This window comes from Streptomyces sp. NPDC093600, from assembly GCF_044764755.1.
In the GTDB taxonomy this organism is placed as follows: domain Bacteria; phylum Actinomycetota; class Actinomycetes; order Streptomycetales; family Streptomycetaceae; genus Streptomyces.
Genome location: NZ_JBIWIU010000020.1, coordinates 26,108 through 45,625, shown reverse-complemented (window position 1 = coordinate 45,625; position 19,518 = coordinate 26,108). Strand labels below are relative to the sequence as shown.

General features: G+C 69.2%; 11 protein-coding genes and 4 pseudogenes. 8 read left to right on the top strand and 7 right to left on the bottom strand.

Translation table 11 applies throughout. From position 1 onward, the window contains the following. Positions 1 to 65: 65 nt before the first annotated feature. Positions 66 to 1,292: a PucR family transcriptional regulator gene (locus tag ACIRB4_RS30830; protein WP_403295811.1), complete on the top strand. Its 1,227-nt coding sequence runs from the start codon at positions 66 to 68 to the stop codon at positions 1,290 to 1,292. Between the two features lie 226 nt (positions 1,293 to 1,518). Then, on the top strand, positions 1,519 to 1,794 hold the full coding sequence (locus tag ACIRB4_RS30825; protein ID WP_403295809.1) for a hypothetical protein: 276 nt from the start codon (positions 1,519 to 1,521) through the stop codon (positions 1,792 to 1,794). A gap of 1,455 nt (positions 1,795 to 3,249) precedes the next feature. On the opposite strand, the gene ACIRB4_RS30820 is transcribed toward ACIRB4_RS30825, so the two are convergent. The 5 genes and pseudogenes from ACIRB4_RS30820 to ACIRB4_RS30800 form a co-directional block, all read right to left on the bottom strand. After that, the gene (locus ACIRB4_RS30820; protein WP_403295808.1) at positions 3,250 to 3,462 is read right to left on the bottom strand and encodes a hypothetical protein; all 213 of its coding nucleotides are present in this window, start codon (positions 3,460 to 3,462) and stop codon (positions 3,250 to 3,252) included. Between the two features lie 434 nt (positions 3,463 to 3,896). Beyond that, positions 3,897 to 4,535 (bottom strand): annotated as a pseudogene (locus ACIRB4_RS30815) (IS481 family transposase); the annotation flags it as partial. 2 nt (positions 4,536 to 4,537) lie between these two features. Continuing rightward, positions 4,538 to 4,723 (bottom strand): annotated as a pseudogene (locus ACIRB4_RS30810) (IS21 family transposase); the annotation flags it as partial. Positions 4,724 to 4,997: 274 nt separating this feature from the next. Further along, positions 4,998 to 5,786: an NAD-dependent epimerase/dehydratase family protein gene (locus ACIRB4_RS30805; RefSeq protein ID WP_403295806.1), complete on the bottom strand. Its 789-nt coding sequence runs from the start codon at positions 5,784 to 5,786 to the stop codon at positions 4,998 to 5,000. A 321-nt stretch (positions 5,787 to 6,107) separates the two neighbouring features. Further along, entirely contained in the window at positions 6,108 to 6,575 is a 468-nt protein-coding gene (locus ACIRB4_RS30800; RefSeq protein WP_403295804.1) for a hypothetical protein, read from the bottom strand. 493 nt (positions 6,576 to 7,068) lie between these two features. Here ACIRB4_RS30800 and ACIRB4_RS30795 point away from each other — a divergent pair. From ACIRB4_RS30795 to ACIRB4_RS30770, 6 genes and pseudogenes are all read left to right on the top strand, one after another. After that, positions 7,069 to 7,660: pseudogene (locus tag ACIRB4_RS30795) on the top strand (IS5 family transposase); the annotation flags it as partial. A gap of 557 nt (positions 7,661 to 8,217) precedes the next feature. Then, positions 8,218 to 9,036, top strand: coding sequence for an SDR family NAD(P)-dependent oxidoreductase (locus ACIRB4_RS30790; RefSeq protein ID WP_403295803.1), 819 nt, complete (start codon positions 8,218 to 8,220; stop codon positions 9,034 to 9,036). 261 nt (positions 9,037 to 9,297) lie between these two features. Then, complete coding sequence (locus ACIRB4_RS30785) at positions 9,298 to 10,986, top strand: GMC oxidoreductase (protein ID WP_403295802.1); 1,689 nt, start codon at positions 9,298 to 9,300, stop codon at positions 10,984 to 10,986. Next, entirely contained in the window at positions 10,983 to 12,539 is a 1,557-nt protein-coding gene (locus tag ACIRB4_RS30780) for a patatin-like phospholipase family protein (RefSeq protein ID WP_403295800.1), read from the top strand. Before ACIRB4_RS30785 ends, ACIRB4_RS30780 begins: the two co-directional genes overlap by 4 nt. 16 nt (positions 12,540 to 12,555) lie before the next feature. Then, positions 12,556 to 14,400, top strand: a complete 1,845-nt coding sequence (locus tag ACIRB4_RS30775; protein ID WP_403295799.1) for a hypothetical protein — start codon at positions 12,556 to 12,558, stop codon at positions 14,398 to 14,400. Between the two features lie 708 nt (positions 14,401 to 15,108). Continuing rightward, positions 15,109 to 17,133: pseudogene (locus ACIRB4_RS30770) on the top strand (acyltransferase domain-containing protein); the annotation flags it as partial. Between the two features lie 27 nt (positions 17,134 to 17,160). Here the strand turns inward: ACIRB4_RS30770 and ACIRB4_RS30765 are convergent. Together ACIRB4_RS30765 and ACIRB4_RS30760 are read right to left on the bottom strand one after the other, a co-directional pair. Then, a complete protein-coding gene (locus ACIRB4_RS30765; RefSeq protein WP_403295798.1) occupies positions 17,161 to 18,294 on the bottom strand; it encodes an acyl-CoA dehydrogenase family protein in 1,134 nt (377 codons plus the stop codon). Positions 18,295 to 18,312: 18 nt separating this feature from the next. Continuing rightward, positions 18,313 to 19,515 carry an aminotransferase class I/II-fold pyridoxal phosphate-dependent enzyme gene (locus tag ACIRB4_RS30760; RefSeq protein WP_403295796.1) on the bottom strand — a complete coding sequence of 401 codons (1,203 nt, stop codon included), beginning with the start codon at positions 19,513 to 19,515 and terminating at the stop codon, positions 18,313 to 18,315. Positions 19,516 to 19,518 lie beyond the last annotated feature (3 nt).

Below are 19,518 nucleotides of genomic sequence, written 5' to 3'. Positions count from 1 at the left end.
GGCTCATGACTCGACAGTGGCTCCAGCGACTCGAGCCGGACCCGGATCGGGCGGTTGACCCTGTGATGCCGTCGGCCGCCGTCGCGGGTGCTCTGGAAACCCTCGGACCAGGCCCAGCCGGTTGGGCGGTACAGATCGCCGAGGACATCGCGGGGGAGATCCTGGAACACGTCCCGAGGCACGGCGGGGGCCAAGGTCCGGTCACCACCCTGCGGCGGTCCACCGAGTCGGCCGTCCTGGCCGCCCTGCGCCTGCTGGTGTCCGACTCTCCCGGCCGTGTCTCCGACCTGACGGAAGAAACGCTCGAAGGCTGCCGCGAGTTCGCCCGCCGCGGCATCCCCCTCGACCAGGTGCTGCGGGGCGTACGGCTCGGCCATGCCCGGCTGGCGCACGACCTCGCGGCGGCGATCGAGGAACACGTCGAGGCCGACCAGCGTCTGACGGAACTGCGCCGGGTCAACGACCTGCTGTTCCGCTACGCCGACAGCCACGCGAGCATCATGGCCGAGGAGTACATCGCCGAACGCGACCGCTGGCGCGGCAGCGACGAGGCCGCCCGCCGCGCCATCATCGACGAGGTGCTCGCCGGCCGGCCGGTGGACACGCAGACCGCGGCCAGGCGCCTGCACTACGACATCTCCCGCACCCACGTCGCCGCCATCCTGTGGTGCGACGACACCGGAGGCAGCCCACCCCCGGCCGAGCGACTGCACCGAACGGCCATGGCGATGGCACGCACCATGGAAGCAGCGGGCATGCTGCTCATCCCGGCCGACAACACAAGCGCCTGGGTCTGGTTCACCCTCGCCGACGAGGACACCCCCGGCCGGGTCGAGCACCTCCGGGACCGCTTGGACCGCCCGCGCGACGTACGAGCAGCCCTCGGTCCGTCGGCAGCCGGATTGCCGGGCATGCGCCGCAGCCACCTGGGCGCCCTCCAGGCGGAGCGGATCGCACGCCTATCGGGGCATTGGCTGTGTGACTACCAAGAAGTCCGCCTGGTGGCACTGGCAACGGCAGAGCCCGAACACGCCCACTGGTTCGTCCAGGACGTCCTCGGCCCCCTGGCCTCCGGGGGAGAACGAGTACGGGAACTGCGCGAGACCTTGCGCGTCTACCTCGCCGAGGAACGCGGCCTCCGCACCGCGGCCGACCGCCTCCACGTCGCCCGCAACACCATCACCTACCGCGTCAAACGCGCCGAGGAACTCCTCCCTCCCGCCACCACCACGGCAGGCAACTCCCTCGAACTGCGCCTGGCACTGGAGATCGCCCAGCACCTCCCTACCTGACATCCGCATCAGCAAGCCGCGCCCGACGCGCGGCACACCCCTGGCGGCCTCGCCCTTGCAACACGTTCCGGTTCTCGGCGGGGCCCTAATCATGCGACGACGGCAGGCGCCCTCTATGTGGCCGCCGGAATCACCCTGTACCTGTGCGCCGAGCGGCGGTTCGGCACTTACCGTGCCACGGTGGATGGGGACCGTTTGGGGGGCTAGCCAGCTGAACGGAGGCACCATGATCATCAAGAAGCTGCACGACATGGGCATACGCAGCGAGCACGCCTACACCGCCGCTCTCGCCTCCATCGGCCTCACCGTCGCTGTGTGGGCCGAGTCGCTGAAAATGGAGCCCGGCACTGGCCTGGCCCGCGCTGACAGGTGGGGCCTGTTCGTCGGCGAGTGGGCGCCCACGTTCTTCGGCCTCGGCCTCGCCCTGTCCCACTACGAGCAGCATGACGGCACCCTCATCTCTACCGGCGCCGATGTGCGGGACCTCCGCGGAACCGCCTGATATGCCCATGCAGACTGGGGCCCGGCGCTCCGCCCGCCCCACTCCCGGGGAACCGACGAGATTCGTGTAACTGCGGTTTTGTGGCTCCGAACCTGTGAGAGCCCCGTGTTGACCCGGCCGGATTTCCAGAGGGGACAGGGTGGGTACGCGCGCTACTGTTGTGGTCACCGTTGCTGTGCCTGACCGCCGTAGGTGGCCGTACTGGCCACCTACGGCGCTCACGTTTCAAGGGCGACCCCGTTAGCCCCTTACAGAGGCAGGACGCCGGCGACCGGAGAGAGCAGACCAAGTACCGGATCGAGAGCCTGGCTTACCTGCCCGAGCTGGTCGGTAGGGCCGTCCGCGTGGGCAGGGACAGTAGTCAAGGCGAGGGCGCCGAGGGCGAGGGCCATGGAGCTGAGCAGGATGCGCATGTTCGTCATGCTTTGATCAACGATTGCATCCGTGTGCGGACACCCCTGAACAATTTCGTTACCCGAGCCCCGGCATGTCGTCGCTTCCCACTCGCGGGCGAACGCATCAGGCATTGCGAGGACCCGCTCCACCGGGCTGTGTGCGCCATTCCGGGAAGCTGCTCGGCATGACTCGTGCGCCGTCTGACGGAGGCGATGTTCCTCAGACCTGGGTGTGTCTCCCGTGGGGAGCCGGGAGGGGGCGCGGCCCCGCCGGACCAGGGGCAGGCGGGGCCAGGGGGCGGTCCTGTCTCCGGGGGTGGGATGCGAGAACCGCGTGCGCACAGACTGCCACTACGGCTGCGCGTAGCAAAGGGCCGTGCACGAAAGAACCGGCGGCATATGCGCGAGTGCCCGTCCCGTGTGCTGCCCGGGACGGGCACTGGCTGGTGTGAGTGGAGGGCGTAGCGCTCCGGCAGGAACGATTCCGCTGCTCGGAGCGGCTACTCGCCGGGTTTGACCTGCACGATCTCCACGCCGGTCGCGCCTGCGGCTTCGAGTTCGGCCTTGCGGTCCCGGCGCTCGTCTAGCCGTAGCTGACGGACGAGGTACGGGCCTGCGCGTTCTCGGTCCAGTGAAGTCGGTAGTTCACCATCGCTGCTCTCCGCTCTCCCGAAGGGGGGTGTGCCCGGCGGTGGCATCGGCTTCGAGGTGGGGCGCCGCCGGGCTCCGTACAGGGTGGCATCCGGCACTGACAACGGGCGGGTCAAGCGGTCCGGGTGCCGCGGATGGCGCGGCGGAGAACCCGGGGCCGAACGCGACGGCGAGGCCGCGGGCGCCGGCCGAGCCCGGCGACAGGGGGCCGTCGTCGCATGCCGCAGCGGCCTCGACCCCTGTGCGTGGCTCGGGAACCGCGCCGCCCGGCTTGGAGGGCGGCGAAGTCGGCGTGCGCCTGCTCGACGGCTTCCGGGTACGCCTGCCGTTTGGCATGTTCGGCGAGCGCCCGGTACATGCTGGCTGGGCACCGAGGGGTTCTCTCCCTTGCGCTTGCCGGTGGGGATGATTAGGTCGGGCTGGATCTGCTCGACGGACTCACCGAGCTCCCTGCGGCGGAGCCCGGGTGCAGCATGCTGTCGGTGATGACCGGCGGCCGGCCGCCGTGCTTGCCCTTGCGGGCGGCGGTATCGAGCCCTTCCAGGGTGGACTCGCGGGCCATCGCCGCGAAGAACGCGAACAGCAGCTTGCCCGGGCCGGTGGGGTCGTATATGCCGGGCAACGGTCCGGCGAGCATCTCCAGCACCAGGTGCCAGCCCGTTCACCTACTGGATAATCAGGCCCAGCTCGGCGCCTCCGCAGTGGTTGTAGGGGCTGCCAATGGGGATCCCTGCGAGGTTGCCGCCGACGGTGCCGGTCCCGCTGCGGGTGACGCCGGTTGCATGAGCGCCGTGGTGGTTGGCACAACTTGTTCCGAACGCGGGCGACAGGAGATTGCCGATACCGCCAGCCCAAGCCGGTGAGGCGAACTGGCCGCTCGCCAGCACGGTGAGAGTGACAGTGGCGGCCCGAGTAAGAGTGCGTGAGGTCATGTACCCACAACGACGACCCGTTGATCAGCGTTACTGTGCAGCCGGCCCTTGGCCGGCTGCACACCGCTCCGAAGCTCGGACGGACACACCCGATCAACCGACCATCCGATCAAAGAGACACGCTCTAGGTGTATTGACTCGCAGCGTTGTTGGCGCGGGTGATGGGTGGTTTGCCGTCTAGTGCGGTGTGGCAGCGGTGGTGGTTGTAGGTGTGGAGGAAGTCTGTCAGGGCTTCGGTTCGCTCGGTGTTCGAGGTGTAGGGCCGCAGGTAGGCCCATTCGTCGAGCAGGGTGCGGTTGAAGCGTTCGACCTTGCCGTTGGTCTGCGGCCGGTAGGGGCGGATCTTCTTGTGGACGATGGCGGCAGCGCTCAGGGTCTGGGTGAACAGCTTGGACTTGTAGCAGGAGCCGTTGTCCGTCAGCACCCGTTCGACGGTGATGCCGTGAGCCTGGAAGAACGCCTGTGCCCGCTGCCAGAAAGCAGCGGCGGTGTGCTGGCGCTCGTCGGGCAGGACCTCGCTGTAGGCCAGGCGGGAGTGGTCATCGACCGCGGAGTGGATGTAGCTGTAGCCGATCACCGGCTTGCAGCTGCGGCGCTGGTCGGTGGTGGCCTGCCGGTTCGCCTCGCCGGTCGTCCTGCCGACGGTGCGCCAGCCGCCACCGTCGGGGATGTTGCCGAGCTTCTTGATGTCGACGTGGACCAGTTCGCCGGGCCTGGAGCGTTCGTAGCGGCGGATGGGTTCGCCGGTGGGCCGGTCGAGCCAGGCCGACGGCCATGTCCGGGCGCGGCCCGACGGGGCGGGGCGATGCGGGCCTCAGAGGACAGGTACTTGCGGACCGTGCGGCGGTTGAGCCCCGTTTCCGTCGCGATCTCAGACAGGCTCATAGCCCCGGACTCGAACAGCCCGCGGAAACGTCGAAGCTCCATCCATCGTTGCGGGTCCAAGACCACGGTCAGCCGCCCACCGCCACCCTTCACAGGCCGGCAGCAGGCCGCCCATCAAAAATCCTCAGTACGTCAGGAAGTGGGCACGTTCATCCGTACGTGACCGGGCACGTTCACGTGTACGCCGACACCGGCCTTGAAGAACCTCTCCGTCGTGACCGCATCGTGATCAGTCGTTGTCCTGTGACAGTGCAACTGGACCGCTTGCCACCGAAGTCGGACCGCTGCGTACCGACAGCGGAACTGCTGCCGGTACGCATTCCGAAGGTGGATATGGGCGTTAGGGCCGAAGGTGCTTGAGGGTGAACTGCGGTAGGGCGTAGGGGCCGGCCTGGGGCGCGGCCGGGTCGGCCGGGGAGTCCGCTGCGGGAATGCCTGCGGCATGGAGTTCGGCGTCGTCGACGGGAGCGTAGGCCAGTTCCGCCGGGTCGGGGAGTGCCCAGAAACGGCGGGTGTTGTTGGAAACCGCGTATGCCGTGGTGAAGCGGAGGGAGGGCGGTGCGACCAGAGCGGCCCGCAGGTAGCCGACAGCGTCGCGCGGGCTCAGCCAGGTCGCCAGGTGCCGGGGCTCGGTGGGCAGATACTCGAAGCTGCCGATGCGCAGGCAGACGACGGACAGGCCGAACTTGTCGGCATACAGCTGTCCCAGCGCTTCGACGGCTGCTTTGCTCACCCCGTAAAGACCGTCGGGCCGTACCGGCTCCAGGGGACTCGTGAGGTGCCCGGCGGGGTAGAAGCCGGTGACACGATTGCTGCTGGCCAGCACCACCCGCTCGATTCCTGTGCGCCGCGCAGCCTCCAGGACGTGATGCGTGCCGAGCACATTGGTCTCGAGCAGATCCGGGAGGGGCGCCTCGTCGGGCACGCCGCCCAGGTGCAGCACCCGGTCGGCTCCCGCAAGGGCCGACTCCACAGCGGCGACGTCCCGCAGGTCCACGGTGTGCACGTCCTCGTTCTCGGCCTCTGGGCGGAGCGGCACGCGGTCGAGCAGGATCAACCGCTCCGCCTCGCCCCGCAGCGCCTTCCGCGCCACGGAACCGATGGTGCCCGCCGCTCCCGTTACTGCCACCGTTCCCAGACTCACCGCGTCTCCCCTGATTTCGACGACCCGGGCATCTTCGCTCCCGTTGATCCACTCAGCAAGGCAATAGGGATCCCACGGAACGCCGGGAACTTCTTGAGCGAGAGACGGGGTCTCAGGGAGCGCCATCAACGATCCAACTTCGATGTCGCGAACGGTTCAGTCGTCCAACTTCGATGGCAGACGGTCCAGGTGCGATGTCGGAGGACAGTCGTGTCCCGTGGCATTGCATCTTGACCGTTTGCCATCGGACTTTGACGGACGCGAGTTTGTGTCATCGGAGTTTGATCACCGCAGGTCAGAGGCTCGTCACCTAGGCGCTCTCCTGATCTTCACCACGCGGCGGCCACCCTCCTTAGCCTCCTTCAGCTTGAGCACCTCGTCAGGGTCCGGGTCGAGCAACTCCAGGAGCTGCTCTGCTCCGTGCTTCATGCTGAGCGCATGCGCAAGATCGACAAGGAGCTTCAGATCCTCTTCGTTCTTGACCCCTCGCGCCACGGCCATCAGGTGGCGCAGCCGCTCGGGGACCGTGTCGTCCGGCCTCACCCCACACCACTGCTCGGCGACCATCTCCGCCACCCTGCGCTCCGGAACTTCTAGCGCCTTAGCCATACGCGGGTACAGGCCAGGCTCCGGTGGGATCTTGATATCGTTCCACCGCACCTTGTTCCACCAGGTCACAGACGGTTTGAGGTCACAATCGACCGCCATCTGCTGGTAGGTCTTCCCTGCTTCGGTGTTGAGCTGGGCCACCCGCTCGCTGAATACGTTCGCCACGGTGTGAGCATCAACTCAGAAGTACGATCTGTCAACTGTCGATTATGACCACGTGTGACCGCGCCTCATCGCAAACCTCTGACCTGCGGTGTTCATAGTCCGATGACACAAACTCGCGTCCGTCAAAGTCCGATGGCAAACGGTCAAGATCCAGTGGCACGGGACAAGTCGGAAAGGGGGAGAGTTCTCCCCCTCCGGCGGCCGGGCTCTGTCCACAGGGCCGTAGATCGAGGGTGGCTTCGAGGTCGCCGCGATCAGCGGGGCGGCCCGACCGTTGAGGAGCTGTCATGCCCGAGAACACCATCACCGTGCCGCTCGCCCCGATGTAACCGGAGGACATCGCCACGTGGACGCCGGGCCTCACCGACTGGATGGACGGACGCTGCGTCTGACGTTCGCACCGGGCCGCGGGGGAGGCGATGAAGTTCGCATCCCCCGCGGCCCGGTGCTTTCCGCATGCCGCTCCACAGCCGGAGAGACTCTGTCTGCCGTCTGGTCCACGGCCGGCGTCTGGGGGCGGCTGCACGAGGCCGTGCTGCATCGGCTCGACGACGCCGGCCTCGTCGACGTGACCCGCGTCGTTCTGGACACCGCCCACGTCCGCGCTAAAAAAAAGGGGCGAACTCACAGGTCCGAGCCCTGTGGACCGGGGCAGGCCGGGTTCCGAGATGCACGTCCTGTCGGACGCGAACGGACTGCCCCTCCTTGTCGGCGTCTCGGCCGGCAACACCCACGACAGCGAAGGGCTGAAGCCCATGGTCGAGGGCCACCAAACGAGACACGACCCCCACCGCGGCCGCCACTTCAAGCCCCAGCGCTTCCACGCGGACAAAGCCTACGATCACGCCGACCTGCGGAAATGGTTACGCGGCGAACACATCGGAGTACGGATCGCGCGCAAAGGCATCGAGTCCAGCGAACGATTGCGCCGCCGCCGCTGGGTCATCGAACGGACGATGTCCTGGCTGTCCGGCTACCGACGTCTGAGCCCTCGCTACGAGCGCGATCCACGCAACTACCTGGCCCTTCTCGGACTGACAGCCGCCCTGTGCTGCTACAACCGGCTCGTCCGCCTCACCACATAGGACACGGTCTAAGGCAAGCCCGCGACGACGACCTGCTCAGCCTCAGCCCGCCAGACTCCCGCGACCTCGACCCATGTGTCGTTGCCGGAAGCCTTCACGCCGTACACCGCCCGCGCGTACGGGTCCGAGACGCCCAGCAGCCGATGAGTTCGGCGTCGTGGGCCGGGCGATGACCGTCTCTCTGCCGCGGCGGAGGCGATCGGTCCAGTCCTGGGCGGGCGTCGGTGAGCTCGAGCCGAGCATCCTCCGCCCCTGCGTCGGCCCGGCAGCGAAACCCCAGGCCAGGCGCACCCGTCCCGGGCTTCAACTGAGTGGCGGGGACCGCGTAGGCCGGGAGCGGGGCGCCGTCGTCATCGACCACCTCACCGAATCGACCACCTCACCGAAGCGGTCACCTGCCATCCAGTCCTCGCTCCACAAGGGCTCCACGATGACGCCAAGCCCTGAGGACGTTCCACCAGCCCCCATGGTTCGCCGGCCAGCCCGGCCCCGGGGCGGCGCGCGCCTAAGATCACCGGGACGGGGACGGCGGACGATGCGCGGCAGAGGCGGCGGACATGGCGGAGGAGCGTGTGTACCTGGTGACCGGGGGCGGAACGGGGATCGGGGCCGCGACCGCGCGGTCGTTGGCCCGGGCGGGGCACAAGGTGGCCGTGTCCGGGCGCCGCCCCGAGCCGCTGCGGCTGGTCGCCGCGGAGATCGGCGCCCTGCCCGTACCGTCGGACATCGGGGACCCCGCCGCCGTGGCCTCGCTCGTCGAGACGGTGGTCGGCACGTACGGGCGGCTCGACGGTCTGGTGCTCAACGCCGGCATCGGGCGGGGCGGCGGGGTGGGCGAGGTGGCCCTGGAGGACTGGGACGAGGTCATGCGGACCAACCTCACCGGTCCGTTCCTGCTGCTGCGCGCCGCGCTCCCGCACCTGCTCGACGCCCGCGGTGCGGTGGTCGCGGTGGCCTCCGTGTCCGCCCTGCGCAACGGCGTCGGGAACGCCGCCTACGCCACCTCCAAAGCGGCGCTGCTCCAGCTGTGCCGCTCGCTCGCGGTCGACTACGGGGGCGCGGGGCTGCGCGCCAACACCGTGTGCCCGAGCTGGGTGCGCACCGACATGGCCGACCGCCGAATGAACCGGTTCGCCGACGAGGCCGGCCTGGCCGGGAACGGTCTGGAAGCGGCGTACGAGGAGGTGACCCGGGTCCTGCCCACCGGGCGGCCCGGTGAGCCGCACGAGGTCGCGGAGGCCATCGCCTGGCTGCTGTCGCCCGCCGCCTCGTTCGTGAACGGTGCGACGCTCACCGTCGACGGCGGCGCGACGGCACTCGACCCGGGCACCCTCGGTTTCCAGTTCCGGCTGGAGCCACGCGCCCCGCGGGCCTGACCGCACAGCCACGGCCGAAATGACCGGTCACGTTCCACCGACCGGTTCCGCACTGCGTGCGGGCACAGCGCACCCAGCCCTCGCCTACGGCTCCGTCCCCACCGCGTCGGCGCACGGACGCCCTGACCGGTGACGACCGTGGCCTCGACATGCGCTTCACCACACGCGGGTGAACGATGGAGAGAGGTCGCGCGTGCGGCAGCCGCAGACGAGGGGGAAGTCGGGCAGCTGTTCCGGCTCCGATCTCCAGAGGTGGCGAGCGTGGACGTTTTCGATGCCGTCGTCGTCGGTTCGGGTTTCGGCGGGTCCGTGACGGCGTTCCGCCTGGCCGAGGCCGGCCTGAGCGTATGCGTCCTCGAAAGAGGGAAGCGGTTCCCACCCGGGTCCTTTCCCCGCAGCCCCCACGAGGCGGCCAAGAACTTCTGGGACCCGGATACCCGGTTGTACGGGCTGTACGACATGTGGAGCTTCTCGAAGATGGACGCGCTCGTGTCCAGTGGGCTGGGCGGCGGGTCGTTGATCTACGCGAACGTGCTGATCCGCAAACCGGCCGACTGGTTCGTGCACGAGTCGTTCGACGGCGGCTACGAGAACTGGCCCGTCACCTATGAGGACCTCGAACCGCACTACCAATCCGTCGAGACCACGCTGGGCGCGCGAAAATACCCCTTCGACGTGAAGCCCTATCGGCACACACCCAAGACCCTCGCCATGCGCGAGGCGGCCGAGCGGCTGGGTCTTTCCTGGGAACTTCCGCTGCTGGCCGTCTCCTTCGGGGACCCCCCGGTGCCCGGCACCCCTCTCGACGTCGGCGAGGGCAATCTGCACAACAGCCCGCGCTACGCGTGCAGGCTCGTCGGCGAATGCGACCTGGGATGCAACTTCGGAAGCAAGAACAGTATGGACTTCACCTACCTCAGTGCCGCGGACCGGCTCGGGGCCGACATCCGGACCCTCTGCGAGGTCCGCTCGTTCGAACCGGTCCCAGGGGGCTTCCAGATCTCGTACATCGAGCACCGCGCGGCCGGCGACGAGGATCCGTCGGCTCCTCCCGTACGTCGGACCGTCAGGGCCAGGCGGCTGGTCCTCTCCGCCGGCACCCTCGGCACGACCTATCTGCTGCTGCGGAACCGCAGCGCCTTCCCCGCGCTCAGCCCGGCCCTCGGCACACATTTCTCCGGGAACGGAGACTTCCTCGGGCTGGCGGTCAAAGCCCGGAAGAGGCGTCAGGTCCGGCCCGGGGAAACGGAGCCGCACCTGATGGAGCCGAGTTTCGGACCCGTCATCACGAGTGCGATGCGGGTGGACCGCGAGGGAACCGGCGAGAGGGACCGGGGGTTCTACATCGAGGACGCCGGGTACCCGGAATTCCTCAACTGGCTCATCGAGCACAACGTCCTCACGATGTCCAACCGGATCGCGAGATTCCTGCTGCGCCGAGGATGGTCGCAGCTGACCGGTACGGCACGCAGCCGGGTGGGACGACAGCTCGGTGACGCCATGGGCAAGGGGCTGTTCACCGCGACGTCCCTACCGCTCCTCGGCATGGGGAGGGACGTCCCCAACGGTCGGATGTTCCTCCGGGACGGGCATCTGGACCTCGACTGGGAACTGGCCGCGTCCGATCAGTACTTCGACCAGATGAACGCGACCATGGAGCGCGTGTCCCGCAGTCTCGGCGCACGCTACGCCGCGAATCCCCTGTGGTTGCTCAACCGCCTCATCACCGTGCATCCCTTGGGCGGCGCTCCGATGGGGCACACCGCGAGGGAAGGCGTGGTGGACTCCTTCGGCCGCGTGTACGGCTACCCGGGACTGTCGATCGCCGACGGCTCGGTGCTGCCAGGACCCGTCGGCCCGAACCCCTCGCTCACCATCGCCGCGCTGGCCGACCGGTCGGCCCTTCGCATCGTCGAGGACGACCCGCAGAACCCTGAGAGCCCCTCATGACGACCGGACAGGGCACCACGCCCCGCAGCGGATCCCCACGCAAGCCGCGCAGGTCCCTCCTCCTCGCCGGCGGCGGGCTGAAGGTGGCCTACCAGGCCGGCGTCCTCCAGGTCCTGCTCGACGAGGCCGAGTTGACGTTCGACCACGCCGACGGCGCCAGTGGAGGGGTGTTCAACCTCGCGATGTACTGCCAGGGGATGTCCGGGCGCGAGATCGCGGACAACTGGCGCACGCTCTCCCCACTGAAAGGCGTCACCCCGAACTGGCGCGAGCTGCCGAAGGGGCCCTACGCCCGTTCCCTCTTCACCCTGAACGGATACCGGCGTCGCGTCTTCCCGGGCTGGGGGCTGGACTGGGAGCGGATACGGGCCACCGACCGTGAAGCCACCTTCACCCTCTACAACTTCAGCACCAACGAACTGGAGCCGGTGACCGCCGACCGCATGGACGAGGACCGGTTCTGTGCCGGGGTGGCGCTGCCCATGTGGTTCCCTCCGGTCGTCATCGACGGGCAGACGTACATCGACCCGGTCTATCTGACCGACGCGAACGTCGAGGAGGCGATCCGGCGGGGCTGCGACGAACTGTGGATCATCTGGACCGTCAGCCGAAGGCACCGCTGGCGCAACGGCTTCGTGGCCAACTACTTCCACATCATCGAGACGACGGCCAACGGCCGGCTGCAAGACTGGCTGCGCCGGATCGAGGCCAGCAACGCCGCCATCCGCGACGGGGAGGAGGGAGAGTTCGGGCGCCCGATCGAGGTCCGGCTGCTGAGCGGCGAGGTCCCCTTGAACTACCTCATCAACTTCAGCCGGGACCGTTTCGCCCAGGCCGTGGAAATCGGAGTACAGCATGCGCGCCGCTGGTGCACGGACCAGGGGATCCCCTGGAAGGCTGGAGCACCTCCTGGCCGCCCCGACGACCCGACCCGCATGCGCTTCACCGAACGCATGGTCGGCCGTGTCGTCTTCGGGGAGGACGACGCCCGGCAGGCGGCCTCGTCGGCGGGCGGAGCCGCCGCCGACATCGCCCTGCACCTGACCGTCGACATCAGGGGAATGGACCGCTTCCTCTCCGGTCCCGAGCACGAGGCCGAGTTGCGCGGAGAGATCCTGTGCCAAGAGCTGGGCGGGCGCCTTCCGGTCGAGCGCGGCACCTTCCACCTGTTCGTGGAGCACTCCGACCCGCAGCACCTGCGGATGCGCTACCGCCTGTTCTTCAGCGACCGGGCCGGGCACCGGCTCACCCTCAGCGGGTACAAGGACGTCAGCGAGGACTCCCGTCGGGGGATCTGGAAGGACACGTCCGTCCTCTACACGCGCGTTCTCCGTGGTCACGTCGACGCCGACGAGGAGTCCGGAGCCCAGTCGGTGGCCGCCGGAAGCGTTCACATCCGCCCCGCCGACTTCGTGAAGCAACTCACCACCTTCCGGGTCGAGGCCCCGACGCTGCGCGACAGGGCGACCACCCTGGGACGGTTCGGGCAGTTCTTCGCCGGCAAGCTGTGGGACGTGTACGCGCAGAACGTCCTGCCCTGGTCCCCGCTGTGACCGAGGAGGAGCCGAAGTGGACTTCCATGAGCTGCGCAGACACGCGGATGGGCTCCGATTCACTCCGCAGGAGCCGGTGCGCTGGCTCGCGCCGAAGGAGCTGGCGCGTACAGCGGTCAAGGTCTGCCTGGCCGCCGTCTTCGCCGGCTACTCGGACAAGCGAGAGATCCAGGGCGCGCTGGAGGCCGGTCTCCTGCGGGCGCCGTTGGCCGATCCCGGCGCCGAGGAGATCTGGATCGATTTCGTCGCGGACCTCGGCGACGGATTCGAGGCGACGGCCTCGGTGGCATCCGCCCTGGGGGCGGACCGACTCGCCGTCGACGGGCCCGGCTCGCTCCCCCGTGGCTCGCTGCTCGTCCTCGGCGGGGACCAGGTGTACCCGGTGGCATCGGCGACCGCCTACGAGGACCGGATGAAAGGGCCCTATCGCGCGGCGCTCCCGTCGGCGCCGGACGAGCCGCTCATGGTCGCGCTGCCGGGCAACCACGACTGGTACGACGGACTCACCGCGTTCCTGCGGATGTTCGCCCAGGAGAGCGTGATCGGCGGCTGGCAGACCCGACAGACCCGGAGCTACTTCGCCGTGGAACTGCCGCAGCGCTGGTGGCTCGTCGGGCTGGACAGCCAGCTCGGCACCTACTTCGACGATCCGCAGCGACGCTACTTCGAGACCCACCTCTCGCCGCGGCTGCGTCCGGGTGACAGCGTCATCGTCTGCTCGGCCGAGCCCACCTGGGTGAGGAGCGACGAGAGGCCCGACGCCTTCAACTCCCTGCACTGGTTCGACCGCAACATCGTGCGGTCCCGCTTCGACCGGACGACCCGGAAGCACGAGGAGACGGGCGCCTCGATCCGGTTGTGGCTGACCGGCGACAAGCACCACTACGCCCGCTACGCGGAGCGGCTCGCCGATGACGGGGCCGGGGTCGGGGCCGACGACGCTCTGCCCCCGGACCCCCGGCGGCGCCAGATGGTGACGTGCGGCCTGGGCGGCGCGTTCCTCTCGTCCACCCACAGGCTCCCGAAGGCCCTGCCCCTGCCGCCGGCCACCTCACGTATGCAGAGGAAGGACCACCCGCCGACGGCTTTCGCCCTCGCCCAGCACACGTACCCGGACGCGGCGGAGTCCCGCTCGCTCGCCCGCGCGATCGCCAAGCCCTGGTCGCGGTACTGGCTCCCGCGGCGCAACCCCGGATTCGCCGTCCTGGCCGGGGCGGTACAGATCGTGCTCGTCCTGATCGCGAGCGGCGCGTTCGCGCTGGCCGGGGGCCGGCACAATCCCGTCGGGGCCCTGCGGAGCGCCGGCGCCGACGACCTGCTCGGCCTGCTCTGCACGAGTGCCGCCCTCTTCGTCCTGCCCTTCGTGATCGGCTGGTGGAGAGGGCTGGTGCGCGAACGGCGCCCCAGGGCGCCGTCCGGTCCCGTCGTGGCCGTGCTGTTCCAGTCGGCGGTCGCCGCCGCGGCCCTGACCGTCACCGTCGCCCTCGCCCGGTCGATCCCGTCCTCCTGGAACGGCCTCGCGTTCCTGGCGATCCTGCTGGTCGTCGCCGCCGTGATGGGCGCTTCCCTCGGCTCCCAGCTCTTCGCACTGTGGGTACTGTGGACGGACCGGGGCGTGGTCGCCGAATGGCAGATGTCCGGGCAGTCCATCGACGACCACAAGGGCTTCCTCCGGATGCGCCTCGCGCGGGACGGCACGCTCACCCTCTACCCGCTGGCGCTCGACGGGACCTGCCGCAACTGGGAGTTGGACGAGGTCGCGGACGCGGAGGGCGTGTGGAAGCGTCCGGTGCCCGATCCGGCTCCGACCGTGCGGCTCATCGAGGATCCCGTCGTGATCGCGCGGCACGGACAGGGGTGACCGCGCGGAGACACCGGACCGGGGCATGTAGCCACGGGTGTGAGGTTCTCATGCCGAACCCGTCCGGGCGACTGAGATGTCTCCAGACAGAGCCGGGCGGGCCCCGCAGCATGACCAAGATGAGACGATCTCGTCGTGGCTGGTGTGATCACGGCGTCGGAACCGTCGGCCCATGGATCCGGGCCCCATCACGGGAGCGATACAAGAGGGCCCTTGAATACGAACTGCCCATCCTGCTCCGCGTAACTGAAGGATGAACAACTTCGCCTCAATTACCTGGTGAGAGCCCGACACAGAGCCGCCAGAGGGGTGTGCTCCAAGCACAGAAGTCCTCACGCGCCTTCACCGGATGACGCGGACGGCAGGGTATGGAACGCTGTAGTCCGTGTCCTCGCCGCTCGCTCTTTCTCTTGGATACGCGTGACGTTGGGCAGTGCGTGCTCTCCCCCAGCGCGCCGAGCATCGCGCCGGCTGCCGTGGATGCCCACAGCTCCCGGTCGACGGCGACCGCGACATCCACGCCGAAGCCGTGCCCAAGCGCACCACGCACCCCCGCTGCCACCTACCACGCCCAACCCGCGCGCGCCGTTCGAAGACGGCTTCCGGAACGAGGATCGACTCGTTGTGGCCAGTGAGTGATGTGCCGCCGAAGCGCGGTCGCGTGAGCCGGGGCCTCGATGCCGATGTCGCACTCAACTTGGCTTGGCGATGGGCTGGGCCGTCACCGTAGTGCGGTTGCAAGCGTCCTTGAGTGTTCGCGGCTTGCTAGAGGTCATGTTTTTCAGCCCGGGCTTCCGTTACGTGAGAGAGACCGCGGCCTTTCCTGGGCTGGGCTCGTCTGCTCACTGGAGTGTTGACTTGCCGGGGCTGCTGAAAGGGATGCTCGTACTGCGAGAAGGCCGAATCCCGGCGACCTTGCACGCCGTACCGCACAACCCGGCCATCGACTTCGCCGGCCTTGGGCTGGAGCCGGTGGTGGAGGAACGGACCGTACCCCGGACGGGCAAAGCCCTGGTGGGTGTGAACTCTTTCGGGTTCGGAGGCGCCAACGCCCATGTCGTCCTGGCGGCAGCGCCGGCCCCCGCCCAAACGCCGGAAAAGCCCCGCCAGGGACGGGGGTTCGGAAAGCGGCTGCCCGTGGTCGTCTCAGCCCGTACCTCCCCCGTGCTCACCGAGGCAGCACACCAGTGGGCCGATCACTTCGAGGGCCTGGCCCAGCGGCAGGACGCTCCGGGCGAAGGCTGCTTCTACGATGCCGCCTTCACGGCATCCCAGCGGCGTCAGGGACTGGAGCAGCGGATCGCGGTTCTGGCCGAAGGATCCGAGGAGGTCGCGGCGGCGCTGCGGGCGGTGGCGTTGGGAGAGCCGGTCGCGGGGGCGGCAGCGGCTCGAGCTGCTGATCGCGGCCGTGTGGGATTCGTCTTCAGCGGCAACGGTGCGCAGTGGATGGGGATGGGAGCCGACCTGCTGGGCGAGGACGAGGCATTCACGGCCGAGGTGAGCGCCGTGGACGACTCCTTGCGGCCGATGCTGGGCTGGTCGGTGAGGGATGAGTTGGCGGGGGGACGAGAGCAGGAGCGCTGGAATCGGGCGGAGGTGGCGCAGCCGTTGCTGTTCGCGGTCCAGGCCGGTGTCATGGCGGCGCTGGCCGCGCGCGGTATCGAGCCGGCCGCGGTGATGGGGCACAGTGTGGGTGAGGTCGCGGCGGCCTACTGCGCGGGGGCGCTGAGCCGGTCGCAGGCTTGCCAGGTGGTCGCTGCACGTAGTCGGGCGCAGGCGGTGACCGTGGGGGCGGGCCGGATGGCAGCGGTCGGCCTGGGCCCCGATGTCGTGAGCCGGCGGCTGGCCGAGGAGGGGTTCGCCGGTCGGCTGAGTGTCGCCGCGGTCAACCCGGGTCAGGACGGGACGGTCGCCGGTGAGGCGTCGGCGTTGGCCGAGTTCGGGGCGCGGCTCGACGACGAGGGCGTCTTCTTCCGGGATCTCGGGCTCGATTACGCCTTCCACACGCCTGCGATGGACAGGATCCGGGAGCCGCTGGCCGAGGCCCTGAGTGACCTTCTTCCCGGCAAGTGCCGCATTCCGTTCGTTTCGACGTTACGGGGGCCGCGGTGGAAGGAACGGCCCTCGGTGGGGGCTACTGGTGGTCCAATGTGCGCGAGCCGGTCCGGTTCGCCGACGCCGCCGCGGTACTGGCCGGGGACGATTGCAATGTGCCGTACTGGTGGACATCGGCCCTCACCGGGTGCTCAGCGGTTACCTGCGGCGCGTGGCATCGGCCGACGGCAGCCCGGTCCACTCGTACCGACGCTCTCGCGCGTCCACTCGGGCCCGGCAGCCCTGGATGCGGCACATACCCGGCTGCTGGCGCTGGGTGCTCAGATCGACTGGTCGGTGTTCTTCCCGCGCCGGGGCGCGGTGGCGGATCTGCCTGCCTATCCCTGGCAGCGGGAGCGGCACTGGAACGGCCGGCCGCGGTCGTGGCGTGAGGACGGCATGCAAGATGCCGATACGTCGGTGTGCCGACCGCTGCTGGGCAGCCGGCTGCCGGTCGCCGAGCCGACGTGGCGTCGGCGCCTCGATCCCGACGCCGTGCCGTGGCTGGCCGACCACACCGTGGCGGGAGCGGTGGTGTGGCCTGCGGCCGCCTACACCGACATGGCCTTGGCCGCCGGGAGTGAAACCGGCAGCGTTCCAGCGGAGGTCACCGGCCTCGTCTTCGAGCGGGCGCTGAGCCTTTCCGTCGGTGACGCGGAGACGGGGTCAGCGCAGCGTCACCGCGCCGGTGCCTGCGTGGTACGCGTGCAGTGTGTCCGCGGTCGCCCGGCGGGACGGCGGGTGGAAGCCGGCCGCCTGCACCGCCGCCAGCAAATAGGCGATCTCGGGCGACTTGATGAAGGCGATGCCGCCCAGCGCGTCCACCGCCGTCGACGCGGCACGCTTGATGCCGTGCCGGATCCCCTCCCGCACGAACAGTACGCGCGCGCTCAGTTCGTCGGACCGGTCGCCCTCGTCGAAGGCGCGGGCGATGGCCTCGAGAGCCGCCATCGACGTCTCGATCTCGCACGCGGCGTCGGCGTAGAGCATCGGGCTGGTCTTCGGATTCGCCAGCATCCGCTCGAGCAGCAGCGACGCGGCACCCAGGTAGGTGGCCGATATCAGCAGGCCGAACCAGACGTAGCCGGTCTTCTCGTGTCGGCCGGTCGGATCGTCGACGTCGTTCCAGAACAGCATGTCCGAGGGAACGAACACGTCCTTGAGCACGACGGTGTCGCTCTGCGAGGCTGCCAGGACGTGGGTCTCCCAGAACGGCTCGACCGTGATCCCCTCGGACGCGGCCGGGATCACGATGACGCCGCGACGGCCGGTCGCCTCGTCGGCGACGCCGGCGGTGAGCAGGTCCATCGACACGGACAGGCTGCACGGCTGCTTTCTGCCGTTGACCTTGAAGCCGCCCTCGACCGCCTGCGCCGTCACGGTCGGCTTGAAGGCACTCGCCGCGCTGGTGCCGGGGTTGCCCTCGGAGAAGCCCGACGAGAGCAGCATCCTCGCGAGCACCACGGCCTTGAGGAGTTCCTTCTCGTCGTCGGTGCCGGTGGCGCTGTGCTCGATGAGTGTGGCGATCGACAGATGGTGCATGGTGGTGGCGGCACCGAGCGACGGCGACAGTGCGCCGATGGCCCGCTGCACGCGGGTCGCCTCCAACGCGGATGCGCCGAGACCACCCCACTCCTCGGGCACCACCAGCGCGGGCGCGTCGGAATTCTTGAACATCTCGATGACCCCGCTGTCGCGGGCCTCGAGGTCGAGCAGGGTGTGCCCTGCGAGTTCCTTTCGCAGGCCGGGCAGGTAGCGCTCAAGGGCTGCGCGCTCCGTCGTCATCATGCGGATCGTCACGGTGTCCCCTCTGTGTGGTCAGGCGACGAGCCGGCGCTCAGCGTCCAGCTCCAGCACGGTGTGGATGGCCTTGGCCGCCTCTTCCAGGTCGGCGAAGGTGTGCTCGGCGGTCACGGCCAGCCGCAGCATGGCGCGGTCGAGCGGCACCGCGGGGTAGTGAGCGAGGGCGGCGAACACCCCGCGCTCGTACAGCTCGTGCCACTTCGCGAACGCCCGCAGGGACTCGCCGACGATCACCGGCACGATCGGCGTCACCGCCTCGGCACCATCGGGCCCGATCGCCGGGCCGGCCAGCGGAACCCCCAGCGAGGCAAGGGAGTCTCGTAGGAATCGGGCGTTCGCCAGGCACCGTTCAGCCCGTTCCTGGCCCTCGGCGGACCGGATGAGCCGGACCGCGGCGAGTGCGGCGCCGATGGCGGCGGGCACCCCTGCCGCGGTGAACAGTAATGCCCGCCCGTTCGTCCGGATCGCGTCGATGAGGTCGCGTGAGCCCACCGCGAAGCCACCGGTGGAGGCGATGCTCTTGGAGAAGGTGCCCGTGCGCAGGGGTGTCCTGCCGGCCTTGCCGTAAAGCGCGGTGACGCCGGTCAGGTCCGGGCCGAGCACGCCGACCGAGTGCGCCTCGTCGACCAGAAGGAGGGCGTTGCGCTCCAGGCACACCTCCGCGATCCGGTCGATCGGCGCCAGGTCGCCCTCCATCGAGTACACGCCGTCCACGGTGACCATGGCCGGTCGGCCGTGCTTGGCCGCCGCGGCCAGTTTCTCGGCGAGGTTGTCGATGTCGTTGTGACGGAACCGTACGGACTGCGCGTCGGTGAATCTGGCCGCGTCGTGGAGCGAAGCGTGTGCGTCGGAGTCGGAGACGATCACGTCGCCGCGGCCGGCCAGGGCGCCCACGGTCCCCAGGTTCGCCTGGTGCCCGGTGGTGAACACGATGGCGGCCTCGGTTCCGTACCAGTCGGCGATCTCGGCCTCCAGTTCGAGGTGCAGGTCGATCGTGCCGTTCAGCAACCGGCTGCCGGTGGACCCGGCTCCGAACCGCTCCAGTGCCCGCCGCGCGCCCTCGATGACCAGGGGGTGGTCGGCGAGGCCGAGGTAGTTGTTCGACCCCAGCATCATGCGGGAGCGACCGTCCATGTCGACGCTGGGCGAGTTGGCCGACTGCAGGGCACGGAAGTACGGCGACTTGCCTTCCAGCTCCAGGGCCCGAAGGATTTTCATGCT